The following is a 25,613-nucleotide window of genomic DNA, read 5'->3' as shown; positions in this document are numbered from 1 at the left end:
GAAGGAACGAACGTGACCCTGATCTACGGCCACCGCGGCGCCAAGGGCGAAGCGCCCGAGAACACCCTGAAGAGCTTCCAGCAATGCCTCGCCCATGGCGTGACCCGCTGCGAGCTGGACCTGCACCTGTCGGCCGACAACGAGCTGATGGTGATCCACGACCCCACCCTCAAGCGCACCACCGGCAAACGCGGCAAGGTGGTCGAGCACCCGGCCGCCGAACTGGTCAAGATCGATGCCCGCAAAGGCGGCCCGGGCCACGTCCAGCCCTGCCCGATCCCGAAACTGGAAGAACTGTTCGAGAAATGCCCGTTCGAGCACTGGCAGCTGGAGGTGAAAAGCGCCTCGCGCACCCGTGCCGCCACCACCGTGCTGGCAATCCGCGAACTGGCCCAGCAGTACGGCCTGCTGGACAAGGTGACCATCACCTCCAGCTCACGCGAAGTGCTGGGTGCCGCCCTGGAGCTGGTGCCGGACGTCAAGCGCGGGCTGGTGGCCGAGTACGCCTGGCTCGACCCGCTGAAAGTGGCACAGAACTACGGCTGCGAGCTGCTGGCATTGAACTGGACACTGTGCACCCCCGAGCGCCTGCTGAAAGCCCAGGGCCAGGGTTTGCACGTGTCGGTGTGGACGGTCAACGAACCGGCACTGATGCGCCGGCTCGCTGATTTTGGCGTGGACAGCCTGATTACAGACTTTCCCGGTTTGGCCAAGACCACCCTCGGGCAGGGTTGAAATCGGTCTCTCCGACCGGCTCAGGCCACCGGTCGGAGCCGCTCAAAAAAGCCGGTTCAGGCCGTCGTAGGCAGCTACCCGATAGGCTTCGGCCATGGTCGGGTAGTTGAACGTGGTGTTGACGAAGTACTTCAGGTTGTTCTGCTCACCCGGCTGGTTCATGATCGCCTGGCCGATGTGGACGATCTCCGAAGCCTGGTAGCCGAAGCAGTGCACGCCAAGGATTTCCAGGGTTTCGCGGTGGAACAGGATCTTCAGCATGCCCTGCGGCTCACCGGCGATCTGCGCGCGCGCCATGCCCTTGAAGAAGGCCTTGCCCACTTCGTACGGCACCTTGGCCTGGGTCAGTTCCTGTTCGTTGCGGCCGATCGAGCTGATCTCCGGAATGGTGTAGATGCCGGTCGGCACGTCGTTGACGAAGCGCCAGCTGCCATTATCGACGATGCTGCCAGCGGCAGAGCGGCCTTGGTCATGAGCGGCACTGGCCAGGCTCGGCCAGCCAATCACGTCGCCGGCACCGTAGATGTTCGGCACGCTGGTGCGGTAGGCCTCGTCGACCTCGATCTGGCCGCGGCTGTTGACCTTGATACCGATGTTTTCCAGACCCAGCTTGTCGGTGTTGCCGGTACGGCCGTTGCACCACAGCAAGGCGTCTGCCTTGATCTTCTTGCCCGACTTCAGGTGCAGGATCACCCCGTTGTCCAGGCCTTCGACGCGCTCATACTCTTCGTTGTGGCGCACGGTGATGTTGTTGTTGCTGAAGTGGTAGCTCAGCGCCTGGGAAATTTCCGAGTCGAGGAAGCTCAGCAACTGGCCACGGTTGTCCACCAGCTCTACCAATACACCCAGGCCGCTGAAAATCGAGGCGTATTCGCAACCGATCACGCCGGCACCGTACACGATCAGCTTGCGTGGGGTGTGGCTGAGGCTGAGGATGGTGTCGCTGTCGTAGACGCGCGGGTGGTGGAAGTCGATGTCAGCCGGGCGGTACGGGCGCGAGCCGGTGGCGATGATGATGTGCTTGGCGTTGAGCTTTTCCACCACACCGTTCGGGCAGACCACTTCGACGGTCTGCTCGTCGGCGAAGCTGCCGGTGCCGAAGAACACGTCCACGCGGTTACGCGCGTAGTAGCCGGTGCGCGACGCTACCTGCTTGGCAATGACCTTCTCGGCGCTTTTCAGCACGTCCGGGAACGAGAACCAGCGCGGCTCACCGATGGCACGGAACATCGGGTTGGTGTTGAACTGCATGATCTGCCGCACCGAGTGACGCAGTGCCTTGGACGGGATGGTGCCCAGGTGGGTGCAGTTGCCCCCGACCTGGCGACGGCTATCGACCATCGCCACCTTGCGCCCTGCTTTGGCGGCGTTCATTGCCGCACCTTCTCCGGCCGGGCCGGAACCCAGCACCACTACGTCGTAGTTGTAGACAGCCATGCGTACTCCTTCAGAACTGGCCCGCAAGCCACGGTCGCTCGCGGGGCGCGATCATGCCGCCGGGGCGTCATGAGAAAATTCGGGTGCAGTCTAATCAAGCGTGAACGCCGCGCACATTAACCCTTGGTCGCGTCGTAGGCCAATTTTGCCCGCACTACATGTGTGAACCATTCCCTGGCGGCGATCATCCCTGCTTGCGCTTTCACTCGCCTTTCACTGCCCGTTCGAATGCGGGCGTAGCTCGGGAGACGAAGCCACCCTCGGCCCGAGTCACCAATACCGCGGCCAGGCCATGCGCCACGGCAAAATCCCAGCCACGTTCCGGGCCCAGGATCAACAGCAGCGTCGAATAGCCGTCGGCCTGCAGCGCCGAGGCATCGAGCACGGTGACCGCGGCCAGGTCGTGCTGCACCGGGCGCCCGAGGCGGGCATCGAAGGTGTGCGAATAGCGCCGGCCATTCTCCTCGAAATAGTGCCGATAGTCACCCGAGGTTGATACTGAAAGGCCATTGACCGGGATGATCTGGCGGGCTATCTGGCGATCTTCGCGGGGCAGCTCCAGGGCGATGCGCCATGGGCTGCCATCGGGCTTGCGGCCGGCGGCCTTGAGCTCGCCGGTGGCTTCGGCGACAAAGCTGGCAACGCCCATGGCCTGCAGGCGCGCGGCGATCAGGTCGACGGCATGGCCGGCGGCGATGCTGTTGAAGTCGAGTTGCACCGGGGCGTCCTTGCACAGGGCCTGGCCGTCGATGTGCAAGTGCCGGTAGCCCACGCGCTCGCGCACCTGGGCCAGGGCCAGCGGGTCGGGCACCTGCTCGTGACGGGCCTGAGGGCCGAAGCCCCACAGGTCGAGCAAGGGTTCGACGGTAAGGTCGAAGGCGCCGCCGCTCTGCTCGGCCAGGTGCTGACCAAGGCTGACCAGTTCGAGCATGTCGGGCGGCAGGCCCAGGCACTGGTTGGCGGGCAACTGGTTGAAACGGCTGACGGTGGAGTCGCCACGGTAGGTCGAGTAATGCTGGTCGATGTCGTGCAGGATGGTTTCGACTGCCGCCTGCACCTGGACCGGGGCCGGGCCGCCGGGTTCGCGCACGTACTGGATGCTGTAGCTGCTGCCCATGGTCGGGCCGCCCAGGCGCTCCAGGGTGGGGCCCTGGTTGCAGGCGGTGAGCAGCATCAGCAAGAAACAAAGAAATGCGCGCAATATCGAGATCTCGAATGTCTGTACTGGCCCTTTCGCGGGCACGCCCGCTCCCACAGGTACCCCACTGCCCTCCAGCCCTGTGATATCCCTGTGGGAGCGGGCGTGCCCGCGAAAGGGCCAGTACAGGCACAGTAAATGCCCGATCAGTTAATCAGGCGAAAAAAAACGGGAACCCGAAGGTTCCCGTTTTTTCATTGCCTTACAAGCGTATCAGTGCGGAAACGCTGGCGGGTTCACACCGGCCATCTCTTCCATCACACGAACCACCTGGCAGCTGTAACCGAATTCGTTGTCGTACCAGACGTACAGAACAACGCGGTTGTCGTTGCAGATGGTCGCTTCGGCGTCAACCACACCGGCGTGGCGCGAACCGACGAAGTCGGTCGAAACCACTTCCTGCGAGCTGACGTAATCGATCTGCTTGTGCAGTTCCGAGTGCATGGCGGTCTGGCGCAGGTACTCGTTGATCTCGTCGCGGCTGGTGGCCTTCTCGAGGTTCAGGTTGAGGATGGCCATCGAAACGTTCGGCGTCGGTACGCGAATGGCGTTGCCGGTCAGCTTGCCCTTCAGCACTGGCAGTGCCTTGGCGGCAGCAGTGGCGGCGCCGGTTTCGGTGATGACCATGTTCAGCGGCGCGGCACGGCCACGGCGGCTGCCCTTGTGGAAGTTGTCGATCAGGTTCTGGTCGTTGGTGAACGAGTGAACGGTTTCGACGTGGCCGTTGACGATGCCGTACTGGTCATTGATGGCCTTGAGCACCGGCACGATGGCGTTGGTGGTGCAGGAAGCGGCCGAGATGATCTTGTCATCGGCAGCGATGTCACCGTGGTTGATGCCGTGCACGATGTTCTTCAGCGCGCCCTTGCCAGGTGCGGTGAGGATCACGCGGGCAGCGCCCGGGCAGGCCAGGTGCTGGCCCAGGCCGTCGGCATCACGCCATACGCCGGTGTTGTCGACGATCAGCGCGTTTTCGATGCCGTACTGGGTGTAGTCGACTTCGCTCGGGCTCTTGGCGTAGATAACCTGGATCAGGTTGCCGTTGGCGGTGATGGTGTTGTTGGCTTCGTCGATGGTGATGGTGCCATCGAACGGGCCGTGCACCGAGTCACGGCGCAGCAGGCTGGCACGCTTGACTAGGTCGTTCTCGGCGCCCTTGCGCACGACGATGGCACGCAGGCGCAGGCCGTCGCCGCCACCGGTCTTCTCGATCAGGATGCGCGCCAGCAGGCGGCCGATGCGGCCGAAGCCGTACAGGACAACGTCGGTGCCCTTGCGCGCCGAAGCGTTCTGCTGGCCAACCACCTCGGCCAGTTCTTCACGGACGAACTGCTCGGCAGTGCGGCCATTGCCTTCCTGCTTGAACTTGTTGGCCAGCTTGCCCAGGTCGACCGAAGCGGCGCCCAGTTTCAGCTCGCTCATGGCCTTGAGCAGGGGGAATGTCTCGTGGACGGACAGTTCGGTTTCGTCGGCTTGACGATGACGCGCAAAGCGGTGCGCCTTGAGGATCGAGATAACCGAACGGTTGATCAGGCTACGGCCATAAATCGAGCTCACCACGTTGTTGTTGCGGTAGAGCTGACCGATAAGCGGGATCATCGCTTCAGCCAGGGCTTCACGATCGATCCACTCACCAAGACACTGGTCGGGCTTCTGAGTCACGGGAACCTTCCACATGTAGGGACAGAAAAAAGGGGCTACATTATGACGCCCCAACGCGTTACGGGCAATGAGCGCCTGTCGCGGCCACGCAAGCCAGCGTTCACGCCCTTTCGAACCTGACAGCCGGCACCGTCACCGGTACAATTGATCTCTTTGCCGCAACGCTTGGAGTGCAATCTCCCGTGTCAGTTCTGCGCCTACCGCAAATGTCGGCCACGGCCGGCAAACAAACCTGGGGCAATCTACCCGGTGCCACCCTCAGCCTGGCCATCGCCGAGGCCGCCAGCAGCGCGGGCCGCTTCACTTTGCTGCTGACTGCCGACAGCCAGGCTGCCGATCGTCTGGAACAGGAACTTCGCTTCTTTGCCCCGGACCTGCCGGTGCTGCCGTTCCCCGATTGGGAAACCCTGCCCTACGACCTGTTCTCGCCGCACCAGGACATCATTTCCCAGCGCATCGCCAGCCTCTACCGCCTGCCGGAGCTGAGCCACGGCATCCTCGTGGTGCCGATCACCACCGCGCTGCACCGCCTGGCGCCGACCCGTTTCCTGCTGGGCAGCAGCCTGGTGCTGGACGTGGGCCAGACCATCGACGTGGAGCAGATGCGCCTGCGCCTGGAGGCCAGTGGCTATCGCTGCGTCGACACCGTCTACGAGCATGGCGAGTTCGCCGTGCGCGGCGCGTTGATCGACCTGTTCCCGATGGGCAGCAAGCTGCCCTACCGCATCGACCTGTTCGATGACGAGATCGAGACGCTGCGCACCTTCGACCCCGAGACCCAGCGCTCGATCGACAAGGTGGATTCGGTGCGCCTGCTGCCGGCGCGCGAGTTCCCGATGCAGAAAGAGGAAGTGACCCGCTTCAAGGCGCGCTTCCGCGAACGCTTCGATGTCGATTTCCGCCGCAGCGCGATCTTCCAGGACCTGGCCAGCGGCATCATCCCCGCCGGCATCGAGTACTACCTGCCACTGTTCTTCGAAGAAACCTCGACCCTGTTCGACTACCTGCCGGCCGACACCCAGGTGTTCTCGCTGCCCGGCGTGGAACAGGCCGCCGAACACTTCTGGAACGACGTGCGCGGGCGTTATGAAGACCGCCGTGGCGACCTGAGCCGGCCGCTGCTGCCACCGGCCGAACTGTTCCTGCCGGTGGAAGACTGCTTCGCCCGGCTCAAGCAATGGCCACGGGTAGTGGTCAGCACCGAAGACCTCGACCCGGGCGTGGGCCGCGAGCGCTTCCCGGCGCGCCCCCTGCCCAACCTGGCAATCGAGGCCAAGGCCAACCAGCCCCTGGCCGAACTGGCCAATTTCCTCGACCAGTTCCCCGGCCGGGTGTTGTTCACCGCCGAATCGGCAGGCCGGCGCGAAGTGCTGCTGGAGCTGCTCGAGCGGCTGAAACTGCGCCCGCATACCGTCGACGGCTGGGCCGACTTCATCACCGGCAACGAACGCCTGGCAATCACCATCGCCCCGCTGGACGAAGGCCTGCTGCTGGACGACCCAGCCATCGCCCTGGTCGCCGAAAGCCCGCTGTTCGGCCAGCGGGTCATGCAGCGCCGGCGCCGCGACAAGCGTGGCGAAACCGCCAACGACGCGGTGATCAAGAACCTGACCGAGCTGCGCGAAGGCGCGCCGGTGGTGCACATCGACCATGGCGTGGGTCGCTACCTGGGCCTGGCAACCCTGGAAATCGACGGCCAGGCCGCCGAATTCCTCACCCTGGAATACGCCGAGGGCGCCAAGCTGTACGTGCCGGTGGCCAACCTGCACCTGATCGCCCGCTACACCGGCAGCGACGATGCCCTGGCACCGCTGCACCGGCTGGGCTCGGAGGCCTGGCAGAAGGCCAAGCGCAAGGCCGCCGAACAGGTGCGCGACGTGGCCGCCGAACTGCTCGACATCTATGCCCGCCGCGCCGCGCGCAAGGGCTATGCATTTGCCGACCCGTCCGCCGACTACGCCACCTTCAGCGCCGGCTTCCCGTTCGAGGAAACCCCGGACCAGCAGGCTGCCATCGAAGCGGTGCGCGCCGACATGCTGGCGCCCAAGCCGATGGACCGCCTGGTATGCGGCGACGTCGGCTTCGGCAAGACCGAAGTGGCCATGCGCGCGGCATTCATTGCCGTGCACAGCGGCCGCCAGGTGGCCGTGCTGGTGCCCACCACCCTGCTCGCCCAGCAGCACTACAACAGCTTCCGCGACCGCTTTGCCGACTGGCCGGTGACCGTGGAGGTGATGAGCCGCTTCAAGTCGGCCAAGGAAGTTGCCAACGCCGCCGCCGATCTGGCCGAAGGCAAGATCGACATCCTCATCGGCACCCACAAGCTGCTGCAGGACGATGTACGCTTCAAGGACCTGGGCCTGGCCATCATCGACGAAGAGCACCGCTTTGGCGTGCGCCAGAAGGAACAGCTCAAGGCCCTGCGCAGCGAGGTGGACATCCTCACCCTCACCGCCACGCCGATCCCGCGTACGCTGAACATGGCGGTGGCGGGCATGCGCGACCTGTCGATCATCGCCACGCCGCCGGCGCGCCGCCTGTCGGTACGCACCTTCGTCATGGAGCAGAACAAGAGCACGGTCAAGGAGGCGCTGCTGCGCGAGCTGCTGCGCGGTGGCCAGGTGTACTACCTGCACAACGATGTGAAAACCATCGAGAAATGCGCCGCCGACCTTGCCGAACTGGTGCCAGAGGCGCGCATCGGCATCGGCCACGGGCAGATGCGCGAGCGCGAGCTGGAACAGGTGATGAGCGACTTCTACCACAAGCGCTTCAACGTGCTGGTGGCCTCGACCATCATCGAAACCGGTATCGACGTGCCCAGCGCCAACACCATCGTCATCGAGCGCGCCGACAAGTTCGGCCTGGCCCAGCTGCACCAGCTGCGCGGCCGTGTTGGCCGCAGCCACCACCAGGCCTACGCCTACCTGCTGACGCCAACCCGGCAGAAGGTCAGCGCCGACGCCGAAAAACGCCTGGAGGCGATCGCCAACACCCAGGACCTCGGCGCCGGCTTCGTGCTGGCCACCAACGACCTGGAGATTCGCGGCGCCGGCGAGCTGCTGGGCGAAGGCCAGAGCGGGCAGATCCAGGCGGTGGGCTTTACCCTGTACATGGAAATGCTCGAGCGCGCGGTCAAGGCGATCCGCAAGGGCACCCAGCCCAACCTTGAGCAGCCGCTGGGCGGCGGCCCGGAAATCAACCTGCGCCTGCCGGCACTGATCCCCGAGGACTACCTGCCCGACGTGCATGCGCGGCTGATCCTGTACAAGCGCATTGCCTCGGCGGCCGACGAAGAAGGCCTCAAGGACCTGCAGGTGGAAATGATCGACCGCTTCGGCCTGCTGCCCGAGCCGACCAAGAACCTGATGCGCCTGACCTCGCTCAAGCTGCACGCGGAAAAGCTCGGCATCAAGAAAGTCGACGCCGGCCCCAACGGCGGCAAGATCGAGTTCGAGGCCGAGACCCCGGTCGACCCGCTGACCCTGATCAAGCTGATCCAGGGCCAGCCCAAACGCTACAAGTTCGAAGGCGCCACCCAGTTCCGCTTCCTGGTACCGATGGAACGCCCCGACGAACGCTTCAATAACCTGGAGGCGCTGTTCGAGCGCCTGACCCCACAGCCTGCCTAAGGAAGATCCATGCGTGCCATCCGTTGCCTGACCCTGCTGCTGGCGCTGTTCGCCCCGGCCGCCTTCGCCGAAGGCCTGTATCAGGTAGAAATGATCCTGGTGCGGCAGAACAGCGTGCCCGCCTTCACCAGCCCGTTCGCCCCCGAAGACTGGAGCGCTGGCGCTCCACGCCTGGAAAAGGACGCCGAGCGCCGCCTGGCGCTGGAAGATGAAGCCACCCGCCTGGAAGCCACCGCCGACTACACCGTGCTGCTGCACAAGGCCTGGCAGCAGCAAGTGGGCAGCGAGCCCAGCCGCATCGCCCTGGGCGAAGGCACCGAGCAGTTCGGCCACTTCCCCATCGAAGGCAACCTGAGCATCGCCGAGGGCCGTTTCATTGCGGTCGAGGCCAACTTCTGGGTCAACCAGCTGGACGGCAACGGCAGCGTGCTGCAAAGCGAGCAGTTCAAGCAGAGCAACAGCAACGTCAAGGGCGGCCAGCTGACCTTCCTCGACGGTGGGCACCTGGCGGTGCTGCTGAAGGTGACGCCACCAGGTACGCCGAAAATGCCGGTGATGGACCCGGAGATGATGGAGCAGTGATGCAATGAGCCGTGACGCTCTCCAGTTGCTGCGCGAGTACCCGAACTGGACCCAGTCGTTCACCGGCCCGGTCCTGCAACGCGGCGAGCGTTACGCCCGGGAAGACCGGGTAGAGATCGAATGCTGCACCGGCGCGCTCGTCGAAGCCAGCTGTCGTGGCAGCGAGGGCAGCCCTTATCGGCAGAAGATCACCCTCACCGCCCTGGCTGGCCGCTGCCATGTACGCGGCCAGTGCAGTTGCCCCGTGGGGCACAACTGCAAGCATTGCGCCGCCGCGCTGTTCGTCCTGAGCGAACAGCAGGCAACGGCGAAAAGTGACGGCGACGCACTGCCAGCCAACCTGCAGCGCTGGCTGAAAGGTCTCGAACAGCCTGCGCAGGAGCCTGCCGAAACCCAAGACAAACGCGGGCGCATGGTTTGCTACCAACTCGTGCTGACCGACGAGCCCGGCTGCGCGCTGCGGGTACGCAAAGGCACACGCGAAGACCAGGGGCTGCGCTATAGCCGTGTGCAGTCACTCTACGATTTCCTTTACGAACCTCCGCGCTTCGTCAAGGAAGACGATATCCGCATCTTGCGCCTGCTTTCGGCGCTCAATCAGGCCGGCAGCCAGGACCGCGGCTACCAGCTCAAAGGTCGGGAAGGCGGTGAGCTGTTCCAGCGCGCACTGGATACCGGCCGCATGCTCTGTAACGAAAACAAGCCCCTGCTGCGCGAAGGCCCTACGCTTGCGGCCGAGTTCCGCTGGGTGCGTCTGGACAATGGTCACTATCGGGGCATCTGGTACCACGGTGAAACGCCGCTGAACTGCGTGATTGCGCTGCTGCCACTTTACTATTTCGATTTCACCGGCAGCGTGGTGGGCAAGCTCGAGCACAGCCTCGATCCGCATATTGCCCTGCAACTGACCATCGCCCCTGACGTTCCGGAACACCTTGTCGTGCCCCTCAGCCACAAGCTCAACGCCTTGAACCACCAACTCCCTACGCCAACCACGCTGGACGAACAACTCATTGACGACCTGCAGCCCAGGCCGCACCTGACCCTGGGCAGTCTCGAATTCAGCGCCTACATGCCCAAGACCGGCCGCATGCAACGGCAGATGCAACACCGTGCCGCGCTGGCATTCGACTACGACGGCCTGCGCGCCAGCGGCAGCGACGACAAGCCGCTGTCCCGCCTGGTCGGCGACACCTGCCAGCGCATCCGCCGCCAGCCCCAGGCCGAACAGGCGCTGCGCAAGGTGCTGCGCGACCTCGGTTTCAAGGCCGCCACCCGGCAGAGCAAGGCCCTGCCTGACAGTGCCGGCGAGATGCTCCAGTTACCCGATGACGAAGCCTGGCTGCGCTTTGCCCGCGAAGGCCTGCCGCGCCTGCGCGAAGCCGGTTGGAACATCGACATCCACCGCGACTTCGCCTTCAACCTGCAGGAAGTGGACGACTGGTACGCCACCATCGACGAAGCGCCCGGCCATGAATGGTTCGACCTGGAGCTAGGCATCGTGGTCGATGGCCAGCGCCACAGCCTGCTGCCGATCGTGCTGCAACTGCTGCGCAGCAACCCGGAGCTGCTGCGCCCCAGCGAACTGGCCCGGCGCAGTGACGACGAGCACCTGCTGATCGACCTCAACCGTGGCCGCCTCGATGCCCCGGCCCTGCGCGTTGCCTTGCCCTATGGCCGCATCAAGGCAGTGATGGGCACCCTGGGCGAACTGTACCTGCACGAAGACGCCGCAGGCCCGTCCCTGCGCCTGGACCGTGCCGATGCCTCACGCCTGAACGACATCGACGGCCTGCCCCTGCATTGGGAGGGTGGCGAGCATGTGCGCGACCTGGGCCGTCGCCTGCGCGATGCCCGTGACTTGCAGGTAGAACCGCCGACCGGGCTGCAGGCCAGCCTGCGCCCTTACCAGCAACAAGGCCTGAACTGGCTGCAGGCGCTGCGCGAGATGGGTACCGGCGGCATCCTCGGCGACGACATGGGGCTGGGCAAGACCCTGCAGGCCCTGGCACACCTGCTACTGGAGAAACAGTCCGGGCGCCTGAGCGCACCGGCGCTGGCGGTGATGCCGACCAGCCTGGTGCCCAACTGGCTGGACGAAGCCCAGCGCTTCGCACCCGGGCTGCGCGTGCTGGCCCTGCAAGGCCCGGGGCGCAGCAAGCATTTCGCCAAACTGCACGAATACGACCTGGTCCTGACCACCTATGCCCTGGTGCCGCGCGACCTCGAGCACCTGCGCGCCCAGGCCTGGCATGTGCTGGTGCTGGACGAGGCGCAGAACATCAAGAGCAGCACCAGCAAGGCCGCCCTCGCGGTTTGCGAGCTGCGGGCCAATCAGCGCGTCTGCCTGACCGGCACGCCAATGGAAAACAACCTGGGCGAGCTGTGGTCGATTTTCCACTTCCTCATGCCTGGCTGGCTGGGTGACCTGAAGCGCTTCAACCAGGACTACCGCACACCGATCGAGCGCCACGGCGACAGCGAGCGCATGGCCCACCTGGCCAGCCGCATCCGCCCGTTCCTGCTGCGCCGCACCAAGGAGCAGGTGGCCACCGAGCTGCCGGCCAAGACCGAGATGGTGCACTGGGTCGAGCTTAGCGATGCCCAGCGCGACACCTACGAAGCCGTGCGGGTGGCCATGGACAAGAAAGTCCGCGATGAGATCGCCCGCAATGGCGCCGCGCGCAGCCAGATCATCATCCTCGACGCCCTGCTCAAGCTGCGCCAGGTATGCTGCGACCTGCGCCTGGTCAAAGGGGTGGAAAGCAAAGGCAACCAGGCCGACAAGGGCAAACTGGGCGCGCTGCTGGAAATGCTCGAAGAGCTGCTGAGCGAAGGGCGCCGGGTGCTGTTGTTCTCGCAGTTCACCTCGATGCTGGCGTTGATCGAGCAGGAGCTGGAGAAGCGCAAGATCCGCTACAGCCTGCTGACCGGCGACACCCGCGACCGGCGCACGCCGGTGCAGCAGTTCCAGCAGGGTGATAGCGAAGTGTTCCTGATCAGCCTCAAGGCGGGTGGCGTGGGCTTGAACCTGACGGCTGCGGACACGGTGATCCACTTCGACCCCTGGTGGAACCCGGCCAGCGAAAACCAGGCTACCGACCGCGCCTACCGCATCGGCCAGGACAAGCCGGTGTTCGTGTTCAAACTGATCACCCGGGGGACAGTGGAAGAAAAGATCCAGCTGTTGCAGCAGGAGAAGGCGGCGCTGGCGGCGAGCCTGCTGGATGGCGGGCAGGCCGGGCAATGGCGGCTGGGGGATGAAGAGATTGAAGCGCTGTTTGCGCCGCTGCCGGGGAAGCGCGGGCGGTAGCCTAGAATCCTTCGCTGCCTGTACCGGCCTCTTCGCGGGCACGCCCGCTCCCACAGGTACAGCGCTGCTTTTCAGGCTGTTGTGCTGCCTGTACCGGCCCCTTCGCGGGTAAACCCGCTCCCACAGGGATATCAGTGCCCTCAAGGGCGGTGCTGTACCTGTGGGAGCGGGTTCACCCGCGAAGAGGCCGGCACAGGTACAACACTAATTTCGAAACCCGCGCTGCACCTGTGGGAGCGGGCGTGCCCGCGAAGGGGCCGGCGCGGTCAATCGACCAACTGCGCCTCCCGCAACGCCCCCAACGCCTCCAGCCACCGCGGCTGCTGGCGATAATCCGTCCGCGCAAACCCTTGCCCACGCATCCGCGCAATCCGTGGCGAGGGCTTGACCTTCATCCGCTGCGCCGCACTCAACGCCAGCTCCGCCGCCGCCCGGTCATTGCACACCAGGCCCATGTCGCAGCCAGCGCTCAACGCCGCCTCGATCCGACTGGCCGCGTCCCCGACCACATGCGCACCCGCCATTGACAGGTCATCACTGAAGATCACCCCGTCAAAGCCCAGCTCGCCACGCAGGATGTCCTGCAACCAGCGCCGCGAGAAGCCAGCCGGCTGGTTGTCGACCTGCGGATAGATGACATGCGCCGGCATCACTGCCGCCAATTGCCCGCTCAGGCGGGTGAACGGCACCAGGTCGGCCTGGCGCAGCTGTTCGAGGCTGCGCTCATCGGTGGGAATGGCCACATGCGAATCCGCTTCGGCCCAGCCATGCCCCGGGAAGTGCTTGCCACAAGCCGCCATGCCCGCCGCATTCATGCCACGGATGAACGCCCCGGCCAGTTGCGTGGCGCGCAGCGGGTCACCCTCGAAGGCGCGGCTGCCCACCACGGCGCTGCGCTGGTGGTCCAGGTCGAGTACCGGGGCAAAGCTGAGGTCCAGGCCAACCGACAGCACCTCGGTCGCCATCAACCAACCGCACTGCTCGGCCAGGTACTCGGCGTTGTCATTGTCGGCCAGCGCACGCATGGCCGGCAGGCGCACAAAGCCCTGGCGCAGGCGCTGCACGCGGCCGCCCTCCTGGTCCACCGCCAGGATCAGGTCGGGGCGGATGGCGCGGATCGACGCGCACAGTTCACGCACCTGGCGCGGGCTGTCGATGTTGCGGGCAAAGATGATCAGGCCGGCCACTTCAGGCTGGCGCAGCAGGTGACGGTCTTCGGCGGTCAGCCATTTACCGGCGATATCCACCATCAGGGAGCCTTGCAGGCTGACAGTCATGGGTAATCCTTCATTGAAGACTGAGAGAAGCCCACTGGGGGCAGGCGGCCTGCTCGATGCGCACCGGGCAATGGGCCGGCACCTGCTCGAACAGGCTTAGCAAATCGGTGTTGCGCAGGCGTATGCAACCATGGGACAGCGCTACGCCCATGGGTTCCGTATCCGGGGTGCCGTGCAAGTAGATATAACGGCGGAAGGTGTCGACCGCACCCAGGCGGTTGACACCCGGCTCGCAGCCACTGAGCCAGAGAATGCGGGTAAGGATCCAGTCCCGGCCGGGGCATTGCGCATGCAAGGCCGGCGACCACACCTCGCCGGTCCAGCGCCGTCCGGCCAATACCGCATTCAGCGGCAAGCCCGCGCCGATCTTCGCCCGCACCTGGTGCAGGCCACACGGCGTGCAACCCGAGCCGTTGCGCTCGCCGGCGCCGTTGCGCGCCGTGGAAACCGGCACGCGCAAGCGCAGCTGGCCATCGGCAAAGCCATAAAGGCACTGGTCAGCGAGGGAAATGTGCAGGAAGTCGAGGTCGGGCATGGGCGCTAGCTTAGCCGAAGCGCCCTGCCCCGCCCAGCCTTCAGGCCTTGGCGGTGGAGGCGCCTGCGCTGGTCTTGGTGCGCGGGCGCAACTGCGCGGTGGCCATGGCGTCGTCGGTAACACCGCTATCGGCACGCATGCCCGCAGCCAGGAACGGCACCATCAGGCGCATTACCTGCTCGATTGAGGTGTTGATGCCGAAATCGGTCTCGGCAATCGCCCGCAGGGCCTTGATGCCAGACATGCTGAAGGCGGCGGCGCCAAGCATGAAGTGCACGCGCCAGAACAGCTCCAGCGGCGGGATGCGCGGTGCAGCCTCGTTGACCAGCAGCATGTAGCGGCGGAACACCTTGCCGTACATGTCTTCCAGGTAACGCCGCAGGTGGCCCTGGCTCTGGCTGAAGGCCAGGCCCAGCAGGCGCATGAAGATCGACAGGTCGTTGTTGCTGCGCGGCTGCACGGCCAAAGCCTGCTCGACCAGCATTTCCAGCAGCTCTTCGAGGCTCGGCTTGTGCTCTGGCTTGGCCTGGCGCCGCTCCAGCTCACGTTCGAGGCTGGCGCAGAACGGCCCGAGGAAGCGCGAGAACACTGCCTGGATCAGGGCCTTCTTGGAGCCGAAGTGATAGTTGACCGCCGCCAGGTTGACCCCGGCCTTGCTGGTAATCAGCCGCAACGAGGTTTCTGCGAACCCCCTTTCCGCGAACAGCTGCTCGGCAGCATCGAGAATGCGTTCAACGGTTTCCGATTGGGCCATGACTACTCCGACTACTCCGCCAGACAAACAGGTGTTTGAAACATACGTTTCAGCCCTGCTTCTGTCAAGGCTCGGTGACCGGCCGGTCGCCATTTAAAAGCGCCATGCGGGCGGCTGCAAGCGCCATTGCTGCTGTTTATTGCAGGTTTTGGCTTGCAGCGCATCCAGTACTGTATATAATCCCAGTCACTGTACAAAAAGACAGAGCGCTCACCATGTTGAAACTGACGCCACGCCAAGCCGAAATTCTCGCGTTCATCAAGCGTTGCCTGGAAGACAACGGCTTCCCGCCGACGCGCGCCGAGATCGCTCAGGAGCTGGGCTTCAAGTCGCCCAACGCCGCCGAGGAGCACCTCAAGGCCCTTGCCCGCAAAGGCGCGATCGAGATGACCCCGGGCGCCTCCCGTGGTATTCGCATCCCCGGCCTGGAAGCCAAGGCCGAAGAAAGCGGCCTGCCAATCATCGGCCGGGTTGCCGCTGGTGCGCCGATCCTTGCCGAACAGCACATCGAGCAATCCTGCAACATCAACCCCGACTTCTTCCACCCCCAGGCCGACTATCTGCTGCGCGTACACGGCATGAGCATGAAGGATGTCGGCATCTTCGATGGCGACCTGCTGGCGGTACACACCTGCCGCGAAGCCCGCAACGGCCAGATCGTCGTAGCCCGCATCGGCGACGAAGTCACCGTCAAGCGCTTCAAGCGCGAAGGCAGCAAGGTCTGGCTGCTTGCCGAAAACCCCGAATTCGCCCCCATCGAAGTCGACCTGAAAGAACAGGAGCTGGTGATCGAGGGCTTGAGCGTCGGCGTCATTCGCCGCTGATCCAGGAGGCGTCATGCAGCAGTTCATTCACGCACCCGAGCAAGCCCAGTTGCCATTGTTCGAAGCATTCCTCGCCCAGCCCGTACTGCCTGGCCTGAAAACCAGCGAAGTGGCGCGCAAGAGCAGCCAGCCCGAGCTGTTCAGCGAACTGTCGCTGCGCGGAGCCCCCGGGCACTGCCAAAGCCTGCTGGCACCCGTGCTGCGCGAACTGAGCGAAGAGGACGAGACCCGCTGGCTGACCCTGATCGCCCCGCCGTCAAGCCTGACCCAGGCCTGGCTGCGCGATGCCGGGCTCAACCGTGAACGCATCCTGCTGCTGCAACCTCGCGGCAATCAAAGCCCGCTTCAACTGGCCTGCGAAGCCTTGCGCCTGGGCCGCAGCCACACTGTGGTCAGCTGGCTGGGCAACGTCAACGCCACTGCACGCCAGCAATTGCTGCGCGCTGCCGGTGCCGGAAACGCACAAAGCCTGAACATCCGCCTCGGCTGATGTTCAGGCTTTGCCTGTCACTGCATGAAACCTGATGCCCTGCTGCACCTCAGTGCAGCACACGCGGCCCTTCATCACGCTCAAGCTCGCCATCCATCAGGCGACCGGCCATCTGCACGCCCACGCTGAGCATGGCCTTGGCCACTTCCACATGCTGACCCTGCAGGAACGCCTTGGCGTCTTCCGAGAAATCCAGGGTTACCAGAGAGCCCTCATCCTCGGCGCGACGCAGTTCGATGCGGCCATCAGGCAACTCGACAATTTCCAGAAACGACGTAGACATAAATGGCAGTTCTCCGCGAAAGGCCAGTATTGTACCAGCCGTAGCAGCTATCAGCACTCACTCAACGCGTCGCGGAAACGTCTCACCAGGCCCTTGAGGTTGCTGCGCCAGCTTTCCAGTTCGGCACGCGACAGCGCCGGATGCTCGGGCTCATCGAGATTGACCGCCTGGATCAATGGCTGGGTGACGTCGGTTTTTGGCGCTTTTTTCGCGACCGGTGGTCGGAACAAATCGGCATAAGCACTGAGCATTTGCGCCAGCCAGGTTTCGCGCTGGCGGGCCAGCTCCAGCAGCTCGGCCACTTCCGGGATGGCGATGCCGTTCAGGGCATCGTCGGCCAGTGCTTGCTCGACCGTTGCAACAACTGGCAGGCGGTAGAAGCCACCAATTTCATGACACAGGCCCAGCAGTGCGCCGTAGAGATGGAACAGCGCCGACTCGCGCTCGGCCTGGACCAGACCCTGGGCATTCATGGCCTGGCTTTGTTCGGCCTTGGCCATGGACTCCAGGGCGAGGCCGGCAAAGAACAGTTTCTGATTGGTGCGGGTGTAGAGTTCCTGGGCCATTTCAGTGCCCTCCCTAAGGCTGCAAGGCGGATAGCTGCATCATAAATGATTGGGGCCGCTTTGCGCCCCTTCGCGGGCTTGCCCGCCTGACCGGTTAACGCGGTCAGCTGTAGGAGCGGCCTTGTGTCGCGAAAGGGCTGCAAAGCAGCCCCAGGATTCAGCGCAGACGCACAAATTGCTGGGGCTGCTTTGCAGCCCTTTCGCGACACAAGGCCGCTCCTACAAGGGCGCGCGCAGGTCAGCGACTGATGAAGAATCAGCGCTTGTCTTCAACCTTCCACGCATTGCCGTCGTAGAACGCCTTCCAGCCGGTCGGCTTGCCATCAACCTCGGACTGCACGTACTGCTCCTTGGTCTTGCGGCTGTAGCGGATCACCGCCGGGCGGCCTTCCGGGTCTTTCTGCGGCGCATCGCACAGGAAGTGGTACTTCGGATCGATCTCATGCTTGTGCGGCACGATCTCCAGCACCAGCGGTGCGCGGGTTTCGCGGTTCTTTGGGAACTGGCTGGCGGCCAGGAACAGCCCCGAAGCGCCATCACGCAGCACGTAGGTATCGTCGACCTTCTCGCACTTGAGCTCTGGCATGTCCACCTTGTCCATCTTCGGTGGTGCCGCCTCGCCGCTCTTGAGCAGCTTGCGGGTGTTCTTGCACGCCGGGTTGGTGCAACCGAAGAACTTGCCGAAGCGGCCAGTCTTCAACTGCATCTCGCTGCCGCACTTGTCGCACTCCAGGCTCGGCCCTTCGTAACCCTTGATGCGGTAGTTGCCTTCCTCGATCTCGTAGCCGGCGCAATCCGGGTTGTTACCGCAGATGTGCAGCTTGTGCTTCTCGTCCAGCAGGTAGGCATCCATCGCCGTGGCGCAGATCGGGCAACGGTGCTTGCCCAGCAACACGCGGGATTCCGATTCGCCCTCGTCGTCGGCGGCAATCTCGTCGCCCGGCACCAGGTTGACGGTGGCCTTGCAGCGCTCTTTCGGCGGCAGGCTGTAGCCCGAGCAACCGAGGAACACGCCGGTGGAGGCAGTGCGGATCATCATCGGCCGGCCACATTCCTTGCACGGAATGTTGGTCATGGTCGGTTGGTTGGCGCGCATGCCGTCTTCGCTGGACTCGGCGGTCTGCAGTTTCTTGCTGAAGTCGCCGTAGAACTCGTCGAGCACGTTCTTCCAGTCACGCTCGCCCTGGGCCACGTCGTCGAGGTTCTCTTCCATGTCGGCGGTAAAGCCGTAGTCCATCAGGTTGGAGAAGCTCTCGGACAGGCGCTCGGTGACGATGTCGCCCATCTTTTCGGAATAGAAGCGGCGGTTGTGCAGGGTCACATAGCCACGGTCCTGAATGGTCGAGATGATCGCCGCATAGGTCGACGGGCGGCCGATACCGCGCTTTTCCATTTCCTTGACCAGGCTGGCTTCGGTGAAGCGCGCCGGTGGCTTGGTGAAGTGCTGGCTCGGGTCGATCTGGATCAGCTTCAGCGCTTCGCCCTGGACCATTTCCGGCAACACGTCGTCTTCGCCAGGCTTGCTCTGCTGCGGCAGCACACGGGTGTAACCGTCAAACTTGAGGATACGGCCCTTGGCACGCAGTTCGAAGTCGCCCGCGGCCACGGTGACGCTGGTGGACAGGTACTGCGCTGGCGGCATCTGGCAGGCCAGGAACTGGCGCCAGATCAGCTCGTACAGGCGCTCGGCGTCGCGCTCCATGCCAGTGAGCTTGCTCGGGTGGGTATTCACGTCGGAAGGACGAATCGCTTCGTGCGCCTCCTGGGCGCCTTCCTTGCTGCCGTACACCAGCGGTGCCTCGGGCAGGTACTGCTTGCCGAACTCGCGCTCGATGTAGCTGCGCGCCATGTCCAGGGCGTCGGCCGACAGGTTGGTGGAGTCGGTACGCATGTAGGTGATGTAGCCGGCTTCGTACAAGCGCTGGGCCATCATCATGGTTTTCTTCACACCGAAGCCCAGGCGGTTGCTGGCAGCCTGCTGCAAGGTGGAGGTAATGAACGGTGCCGACGGCTTGCTGCTGGTCGGGCGGTCTTCGCGCTTGACCACGCTGTAGCTGGAAGCCTTGAGCTTCTCCAGCGCGGCCATGGCCTGGGCTTCGTTCAGCGGCTTGAAGGCCTCACCCTTCTCGCGTGCCACTTCGAAACGCACCTTGGCGTTCTTGGCGGTGCCGAGGTCGGCGTGGATTTCCCAGTACTCTTCCGGGATGAACGCGCGGATTTCGCGCTCGCGCTCCACCACCAGCTTCACCGCCACCGACTGTACACGGCCGGCGGACAGGCCACGGGCGATCTTGGCCCACAGCAGCGGCGAAACCATGTAGCCGACCACGCGATCGAGGAAACGCCGCGCCTGCTGCGCGTTGACCCGGTCGATATCCAGCTCGCCCGGCTGCGAGAAGGCTTCCTGGATGGCCTTCTTGGTGATTTCGTTGAACACCACGCGCTTGTAGCGGGTGTCGTCGCCGCCGATGGCCTCGCGCAGGTGCCAGGCAATGGCTTCCCCTTCGCGGTCCAAGTCGGTTGCGAGATAGATGGTGTCGGCATCCTTCGCCAGGCGGCGCAGCTCTTCGATCACCTTTTCCTTGCCAGGCAGGATCTCGTACTTGGCCTTCCAGCCGTGGTCGGGGTCGACGCCCATGCGTGCCACCAGCTGGCGGCGGGCCTTTTCCTTCGGCGACAGGGCCGGAGCCTCACCCGCGGCCTTGCCACGCTTGGCGGCTGGCTCTTTGCTGGCGCTGGCCGAACCGCTGGTGGGGAGGTCTCGGATATGGCCGATACTCGACTTCACCACGTACTGGTTGCCCAGGTACTTGTTGATGGTCTTGGCCTTGGCCGGGGATTCCACAATGACCAGCGATTTGCCCATGGATCGGAGTATTCCTGAATCTGAAGATGAAAAACACGTCAGGTGCCAGACGCGGCACCGCTATATATAGTGGCAAAAGTGTGAGGTCAAGTTCGGACTATCACTCGTGCGACTTGCCCAGCAACCCGGGCAGCCCCTCTTCGGCCTTGACCAAAGCAAAGCGTGGCACCTGCTCGCCGTCAACCTCGACGGACTCCTGGAACATCGAAAGTGGCCGTACCCAGAAGCTGTAATCACCATACAGGCATTGGTAGAACACCATCCACTCTTCGCTTTCGGAGTGCCGCGCAACACTGAAGACACGGTACTCAGGCCCTTTGTAATGCCGGTATACGCCTGGTTGTATCTGCATGTTGCCCACCCTCTTGAATAAAACCTGTAAAAAACAAAACCGGGGCACAAGGCCCCGGTCGCTGTCCCGCTACGCGATCAGACGCGTTCGAAGACAGTGGTGATACCTTGGCCGAGGCCGACGCACATGGTCGCCACCCCCAGGGTACCGCCATTCTGCTTCATGACATTGAGCAGGGTGCCGGAAATCCGTGCCCCGGAGCAACCGAACGGGTGGCCCAAGGCAATGGCGCCGCCGTGCAGGTTAACCTTCTCATCCATCTTGTCGAGTACTTTCAAGTCTTTCAGCACTGGCAGGGCCTGTGCAGCGAAGGCTTCGTTGAGCTCGATGAAGTCGATGTCGGCCATGGTCAGGCCAGCACGCTTGAGGGCTTTCTGAGTCGATGGCACCGGGCCATAGCCCATGATCGCCGGGTCGACACCAGCCACCGCCATGGAACGGATGACCGCCAATGGCTGGATACCCAGGTCCATGGCGCGCTGGCCGGACATGACAATCATGCACGACGCACCGTCGGTGATCTGCGACGAGGTACCGGCAGTGACGGTACCGCCTTTCGGGTTGAACGCCGGCTTCAGCGACGCCAGGCCTTCGAGGGTGGTTTCCGGGCGAATGGTTTCGTCGAAATCGAACACCTTCAGGAAGCCGTTCTCGTCATAGCCCTGCATCGGGATGATTTCGTCCTTGAACTTGCCTTCGACCGTGGCCTTGTGCGCCAGCTGGTGCGAACGCAGGCCGAACAGATCCTGCTGCTCACGGGTAATGCCGTGCATCTTGCCGAGCATTTCCGCGGTCAGGCCCATCATCCCGGAAGCCTTGGCGGCATGCAAGGACAGGTGCGGGTTGGGGTCGACGCCATGCATCATGCTGACGTGGCCCATGTGCTCCACGCCACCGACCACGAATACATCACCGTTGCCGGTCATGATCGCCTGGGCGGCGGTGTGCAGCGCGCTCATCGACGAGCCGCACAGGCGGCTGACGGTCTGCGCCGCGGAGGTGTGCGGGATCTGGGTCATCAGCGAGGCCATGCGGGCGATGTTCCAGCCCTGCTCGAGGGTCTGGTTGACGCAGCCCCAGATCACGTCCTCGACTTCTTTCGGGTCGACCTTGTCGTTGCGTTCCAGCAGCTTGCTGATCAGGTGCGCCGACATGTCTTCGGCGCGGGTATTGCGGTGCATGCCACCCTTGGAGCGGCCCATCGGCGTGCGACCGAAGTCGACAATCACCACGTCTCTTGGATTCAGGCTCATATCAAATCTCTCGCTCTAGCTCGTTGACCGCTCAGTTGAAGAAGCGCTGGCCGTTCTTGGCCATTTCACGCAGCTTGGCGGTCGGGTGGTACAGCGGCCCCAGGTCGGCGTACTGATCGGCCAGGGCAACGAATTCGGCCACACCGATCGAGTCGATGTAGCGCAGCGCACCACCGCGGAAGGGAGGGAAACCAATGCCGTAGACCAGGCCCATGTCGGCTTCGGCAGCGGTTTCGACGATGCCGTCTTCCAGGCAGCGCACGGTCTCCAGGCACAGCGGGATCATCATCCAGTTGATGATGTCTTCGTCGGTGACTTCACGCTGCTCGAAGACGATCGGCTTGAGCACGTCGAGCACGCTGGCGTCGGCGACCTTCTTCGGCTTGCCGCGCTTGTCGGTTTCGTAGGCGTAGAAGCCCTTGCCGTTCTTCTGGCCCAGGCGGTTGGCCTCGTACAGTGCGTCAACGGCCGAGCGGCGCTCGTCCTTCATGCGGTCCGGGAAGCCTTCGGCCATCACGTCGCGGCCGTGGTGGCCGGTGTCGATGCCGACCACGTCCATCAGGTACGCCGGGCCCATCGGCCAGCCGAACTTTTCCATGACCTTGTCGATTCGCACGAAGTCGACACCGGCGCTTACCAGCTTGGCGAAGCCGCCGAAGTACGGGAACAGCACGCGGTTGACCAGGAAGCCCGGGCAATCGTTGACCACGATCGGGTTCTTGCCCATTTTCTTGGCGTAGGCCACGGTGGTGGCGACCGCCACTTCACTGGACTTCTCGCCACGGATGACTTCCACCAGCGGCATCATGTGCACCGGGTTGAAGAAGTGCATGCCGACGAAGTTTTCCGGGCGCTTGAGCGCCTTCGCCAGCAGGTTGATGGAAATGGTCGAGGTGTTGGAAGCGAGGATCGCATCGTCCTTCACCTGGGTTTCCACTTCAGCCAGCACGGCCTGCTTGACTTTCGGGTTCTCGACCACGGCCTCGACGACGATGTCGACATTGGCGAAATCGCCATAGGACAGGGTCGGGCGAATGGCGTTGAGTGCCTCGGCCATCTTGGCCGGGGTCAGACGGCCCTTCTCGACGCGGTTGCCGAGCAGCTTGGAGGCCTCGTTCAGGCCCAGCTGGATGGCTTCCTCGCGGATATCCTTCATCAGGATCGGGGTGCCCTTGACTGCCGACTGGTAGGCGATGCCGCCACCCATGATGCCAGCGCCGAGCACGGCGGCCTGCTTCACGTCGTGGGCGATTTCGTCATGCGCCTTGGCCTTGCGCTTGAGTTCCTGGTCGTTGAGGAACAGGCCGATCAGGCTCTCGGCAACCGAGGTCTTGGCCAGCTTGGCGAAGCCTGCGGCTTCGACTTCCAGGGCCTTGTCACGGCCGAAGTTGGCAGCCTTCTGGATGGTCTTGATGGCTTCGACCGGGGCTGGGTAGTTCGGGCCGGCCTGGCCGGCGACGAAGCCCTTGGCAGTCTCGAAGGCCATCATCTGCTCGATGGCGTTGAGCTTGAGCTTTTCCAGCTTGGGCTGGCGCTTGGCCTTGTAGTCCAGCTCGCCACTGATGGCGCGCTTGACCAGGTCAAGGGCACCGGCCATCAGCAGTTCAGGCGCGACCACGGCGTCGACGGCACCCACTTTCAGGGCGTCTTCGGCACGGTTTTCCTTGCCGGCAGCGATCCACTCGATGGCGTTGTCCGAACCGATCAGGCGCGGCAGGCGCACGGTGCCGCCGAAGCCCGGGTAGATACCCAGCTTGACTTCCGGCAGGCCGATCTTGGCGCTGGTGGACATGACCCGGTAGTCGGCGGCCAGGCACATTTCCAGGCCGCCGCCCAGGGCGATGCCGTTAATGGCCGCGACGGTCGGCACTTCGAGGTCTTCGAAGGCGTTGAAGATGCGGTTGGCTTCCAGGTTGCCGGCGACCAGTTCGGCCTCGGGCAGCTTGAAGTTGTCGACGAACTCGGTGATGTCGGCGCCGACGATGAACACGTCCTTGCCACTGCTGACGATCACGCCCTTGACCGAGGCGTCGGCCTGGATGGCATCGACGGCCTGGCGCAGTTCGTTCAGGGTCAGGCGGTTGAACTTGTTGACGGACTCACCCTTGAGGTCGAACTTGAGCTCGACGATGCCACTTTCAAGAGCCTTAACCGTGATGGCTTTACCTTCGTAAATCATCAACTGATCTCCACGATATGGAAGCTGAACAGTACACGCCGATCGCTGCAGCAAAAGCAGGCCTAGCTGCCCTGCCCCAGGCACACCCGTCAGCGCGCTAGTCGGAAGTATGGCTTGGCGTCATGACATACAAACGCTCAATTCATACGCCCGTTTGATTTGGGTGTGCACACATTCTCCGAAAAGATCGGCGTTGTCAAATGCTCGCGAGCAAGGTGAAAACACGACTTTCCGGTCATTTTGTAGCGTCCCGGTACAAAACATGATGACAGTGATTGCTGACCATTCATGTCGGCGATTGACCATGAACCGCAGGAGAATGCTGCAGCTTTTGCCTTGCGCGGCGACCTCGAACGGCTACACTGGCACTTGCTTGAATGCATACCCGGCCTGCCTGGCCTTTTCTGCGCAGCAGAACGCAAAGCGGCGACTTGGCACCCCACCCCTTCAGGGGATCGGCCAAGCCGCCGCTTTGTCGTTATAGAGGCTTAAAGAGCGCCGCATACCCTTGTGCTGCGCAGCAGCCCCGGCAATCTTTGCTTTTCTCTGATATCTCAGGGGCTGCTGCGCAGCCCGATCGCGACACAAGGCCGCTCCTACAGGGCCCGTGCAAAACAGGTTTCAGGCCAGGGTTTCGAGGACGTGGGCAATATCCTGCAACACAGCCGTATCGCCCCGCTCGGTCCAGTACAGCGCGATCATCCGGGCATCGGCCTCGACCTTGTAGACACTCGCCGGCAAGCGCGCCAGGGCCTCCATGAAGCGTGGGTCCTCGCAGGGTTCACGCCACTGGTTCCACCACACCCCAGGGGTGATCTGCCAGAAGCTGAAGCTGTCCTCATGCCCGCGGCGACGTGCCCGGTGGTATTGCGGGCACGGGCTTGGCGGCTCCTTTTCCAGCCAGTGCGGCCACTGCTGCGGCGCCAGCTGCATGGCCAAACCCATGCGCCGAGCCTCCAGGCGCAGCTTCATCTGCTCGCTCTGCTTGCGCGAGGTGCGCAACCAGGAAAGCGGGCTGAGAATCAGCGCGAGGATTGACACCACCAGCAATACCGTCATATCTGTAGTTCTCATAAAACGTTGCAAATGAGCTGGTTAGCCATTTTTCACGGAAGACCCGCCCGAAAGCGACCATACTTCTTCTATCGCGATTGTCAGGAGTTCCGCTCATGTCCTACGAACATCTTCTGGTCGCCGTCGACCTGACCGAGGAATGCGACCCGGTGATCAAACGTGCCATGGCGCTGGCTGCACCGTCGAATGCCAAGGTTTCGCTGGTACACATCGTCGAGCCGATGGCCATGGCGTTCGGCGGTGACGTGCCGATGGACCTGTCGCAGCTGCAACAGCAGCAGTTCGATCAGGCCAAGGAACGCATGGACCGCCTGTTCAACAAATACCCGGACATCCACCGCGGCGACTCGCACCTGACCTATGGCCAGCCGCGCCAGGAAATCCACCAGCTGGCCAAGGACCAGAAGTGCGACCTGATCGTGGTCGGCAGCCATGGCCGTCACGGCCTGGCGTTGCTGCTGGGGTCCACGGCCAATGACGTGCTGCATGGTGCGCCGTGCGATGTACTGGCGGTGCGGTTGCAGAAGAAGGAATGATTCAACCGGTGCCGACCTCTTCGCGGGCTTGCCCGCTCCCACAGGTTCTCCACAAGCCTTGAAAG

The 25,613-nt window shown here is 63.7% G+C and carries 20 protein-coding genes; 7 read left to right on the top strand and 13 right to left on the bottom strand.

Going from position 1 to position 25,613, the window contains the following annotated elements:
* The first annotated feature begins 12 nt into the window (after positions 1-12).
* Positions 13-735, top strand: coding sequence for a glycerophosphodiester phosphodiesterase (locus C163_RS08060; RefSeq protein ID WP_015269542.1), 723 nt, complete (start codon positions 13-15; stop codon positions 733-735).
* A 42-nt stretch (positions 736-777) separates the two neighbouring features.
* Here the strand turns inward: C163_RS08060 and sthA are convergent, their stop codons facing one another.
* From sthA to C163_RS08045, 3 genes are all read right to left on the bottom strand, one after another.
* Positions 778-2,172, bottom strand: a complete 1,395-nt coding sequence (sthA, locus tag C163_RS08055) for a Si-specific NAD(P)(+) transhydrogenase (protein ID WP_015269541.1) — start codon at positions 2,170-2,172, stop codon at positions 778-780.
* Positions 2,173-2,374: 202 nt separating this feature from the next.
* Positions 2,375-3,373, bottom strand: a complete 999-nt coding sequence (locus C163_RS08050; RefSeq protein WP_025338332.1) for an FAD:protein FMN transferase — start codon at positions 3,371-3,373, stop codon at positions 2,375-2,377.
* Positions 3,374-3,583: 210 nt separating this feature from the next.
* Positions 3,584-5,047 (bottom strand): glyceraldehyde-3-phosphate dehydrogenase, encoded by a 1,464-nt coding sequence (locus C163_RS08045; RefSeq protein WP_031324543.1) that lies wholly within the window; start codon positions 5,045-5,047, stop codon positions 3,584-3,586.
* A gap of 167 nt (positions 5,048-5,214) precedes the next feature.
* Here C163_RS08045 and mfd point away from each other — a divergent pair, with 167 nt between their 5' ends.
* Genes mfd through C163_RS08030 form a run of 3 tightly spaced genes read left to right on the top strand, consistent with a single transcriptional unit; the run spans position 5,215 to position 12,559 of the window.
* Positions 5,215-8,664, top strand: a complete 3,450-nt coding sequence (gene mfd / locus C163_RS08040) for a transcription-repair coupling factor (protein WP_025338331.1) — start codon at positions 5,215-5,217, stop codon at positions 8,662-8,664.
* Positions 8,665-8,673: 9 nt separating this feature from the next.
* A complete protein-coding gene (locus C163_RS08035) occupies positions 8,674-9,246 on the top strand; it encodes a CsiV family protein (protein ID WP_004376408.1) in 573 nt (190 codons plus the stop codon).
* Positions 9,247-9,250: 4 nt separating this feature from the next.
* The gene (locus C163_RS08030; RefSeq protein ID WP_025338330.1) at positions 9,251-12,559 is read left to right on the top strand and encodes a DEAD/DEAH box helicase; all 3,309 of its coding nucleotides are present in this window, start codon (positions 9,251-9,253) and stop codon (positions 12,557-12,559) included.
* A gap of 266 nt (positions 12,560-12,825) precedes the next feature.
* Here C163_RS08030 and nagZ read toward each other — a convergent pair whose 3' ends face one another.
* From nagZ to C163_RS08015, 3 genes are read right to left on the bottom strand one after another with little or no spacing between them, the layout of a single operon-like run.
* Positions 12,826-13,824 carry a beta-N-acetylhexosaminidase gene (nagZ, locus tag C163_RS08025; protein ID WP_170978891.1) on the bottom strand — a complete coding sequence of 333 codons (999 nt, stop codon included), beginning with the start codon at positions 13,822-13,824 and terminating at the stop codon, positions 12,826-12,828.
* Between the two features lie 22 nt (positions 13,825-13,846).
* Complete coding sequence (locus tag C163_RS08020; RefSeq protein WP_025338328.1) at positions 13,847-14,371, bottom strand: L,D-transpeptidase; 525 nt, start codon at positions 14,369-14,371, stop codon at positions 13,847-13,849.
* A gap of 40 nt (positions 14,372-14,411) precedes the next feature.
* Positions 14,412-15,125 (bottom strand): TetR/AcrR family transcriptional regulator, encoded by a 714-nt coding sequence (locus C163_RS08015; protein WP_025338327.1) that lies wholly within the window; start codon positions 15,123-15,125, stop codon positions 14,412-14,414.
* Positions 15,126-15,340: 215 nt separating this feature from the next.
* On the opposite strand from C163_RS08015, the gene lexA reads away from it, so the two are divergent.
* Both lexA and sulA read left to right on the top strand, forming a co-directional pair.
* Positions 15,341-15,949, top strand: a complete 609-nt coding sequence (gene lexA / locus C163_RS08010; protein WP_004376420.1) for a transcriptional repressor LexA — start codon at positions 15,341-15,343, stop codon at positions 15,947-15,949.
* Between the two features lie 13 nt (positions 15,950-15,962).
* A complete protein-coding gene (gene sulA / locus C163_RS08005; RefSeq protein ID WP_025338326.1) occupies positions 15,963-16,439 on the top strand; it encodes an SOS-induced cell division inhibitor SulA in 477 nt (158 codons plus the stop codon).
* 49 nt (positions 16,440-16,488) lie between these two features.
* On the opposite strand, the gene C163_RS08000 is transcribed toward sulA, so the two are convergent.
* The 7 genes from C163_RS08000 to C163_RS07970 form a co-directional block, all read right to left on the bottom strand.
* Entirely contained in the window at positions 16,489-16,722 is a 234-nt protein-coding gene (locus C163_RS08000; protein ID WP_004376430.1) for a hypothetical protein, read from the bottom strand.
* Between the two features lie 50 nt (positions 16,723-16,772).
* Entirely contained in the window at positions 16,773-17,288 is a 516-nt protein-coding gene (locus C163_RS07995; protein ID WP_025338325.1) for a DUF6586 family protein, read from the bottom strand.
* Positions 17,289-17,544: 256 nt separating this feature from the next.
* Positions 17,545-20,154, bottom strand: coding sequence for a type I DNA topoisomerase (gene topA / locus C163_RS07990; protein ID WP_025338324.1), 2,610 nt, complete (start codon positions 20,152-20,154; stop codon positions 17,545-17,547).
* 100 nt (positions 20,155-20,254) lie between these two features.
* Positions 20,255-20,506, bottom strand: a complete 252-nt coding sequence (locus C163_RS07985; protein ID WP_023661154.1) for a DUF1653 domain-containing protein — start codon at positions 20,504-20,506, stop codon at positions 20,255-20,257.
* 77 nt (positions 20,507-20,583) lie between these two features.
* Positions 20,584-21,759: an acetyl-CoA C-acyltransferase FadA gene (gene fadA / locus C163_RS07980; protein ID WP_013971712.1), complete on the bottom strand. Its 1,176-nt coding sequence runs from the start codon at positions 21,757-21,759 to the stop codon at positions 20,584-20,586.
* Between the two features lie 31 nt (positions 21,760-21,790).
* The gene (gene fadB, locus C163_RS07975) at positions 21,791-23,938 is read right to left on the bottom strand and encodes a fatty acid oxidation complex subunit alpha FadB (RefSeq protein ID WP_025338323.1); all 2,148 of its coding nucleotides are present in this window, start codon (positions 23,936-23,938) and stop codon (positions 21,791-21,793) included.
* A 621-nt stretch (positions 23,939-24,559) separates the two neighbouring features.
* Positions 24,560-24,997 (bottom strand): hypothetical protein, encoded by a 438-nt coding sequence (locus tag C163_RS07970; RefSeq protein ID WP_013971710.1) that lies wholly within the window; start codon positions 24,995-24,997, stop codon positions 24,560-24,562.
* A gap of 110 nt (positions 24,998-25,107) precedes the next feature.
* Here C163_RS07970 and C163_RS07965 point away from each other — a divergent pair, with 110 nt between their 5' ends.
* On the top strand, positions 25,108-25,548 hold the full coding sequence (locus tag C163_RS07965; RefSeq protein ID WP_013971709.1) for a universal stress protein: 441 nt from the start codon (positions 25,108-25,110) through the stop codon (positions 25,546-25,548).
* Positions 25,549-25,613 lie beyond the last annotated feature (65 nt).

Source organism: Pseudomonas sp. FGI182 (genome assembly GCF_000511325.1).
Lineage (GTDB): Bacteria > Pseudomonadota > Gammaproteobacteria > Pseudomonadales > Pseudomonadaceae > Aquipseudomonas > Aquipseudomonas putida_Z.
This window is presented reverse-complemented; position numbering and strand designations above follow the sequence as displayed.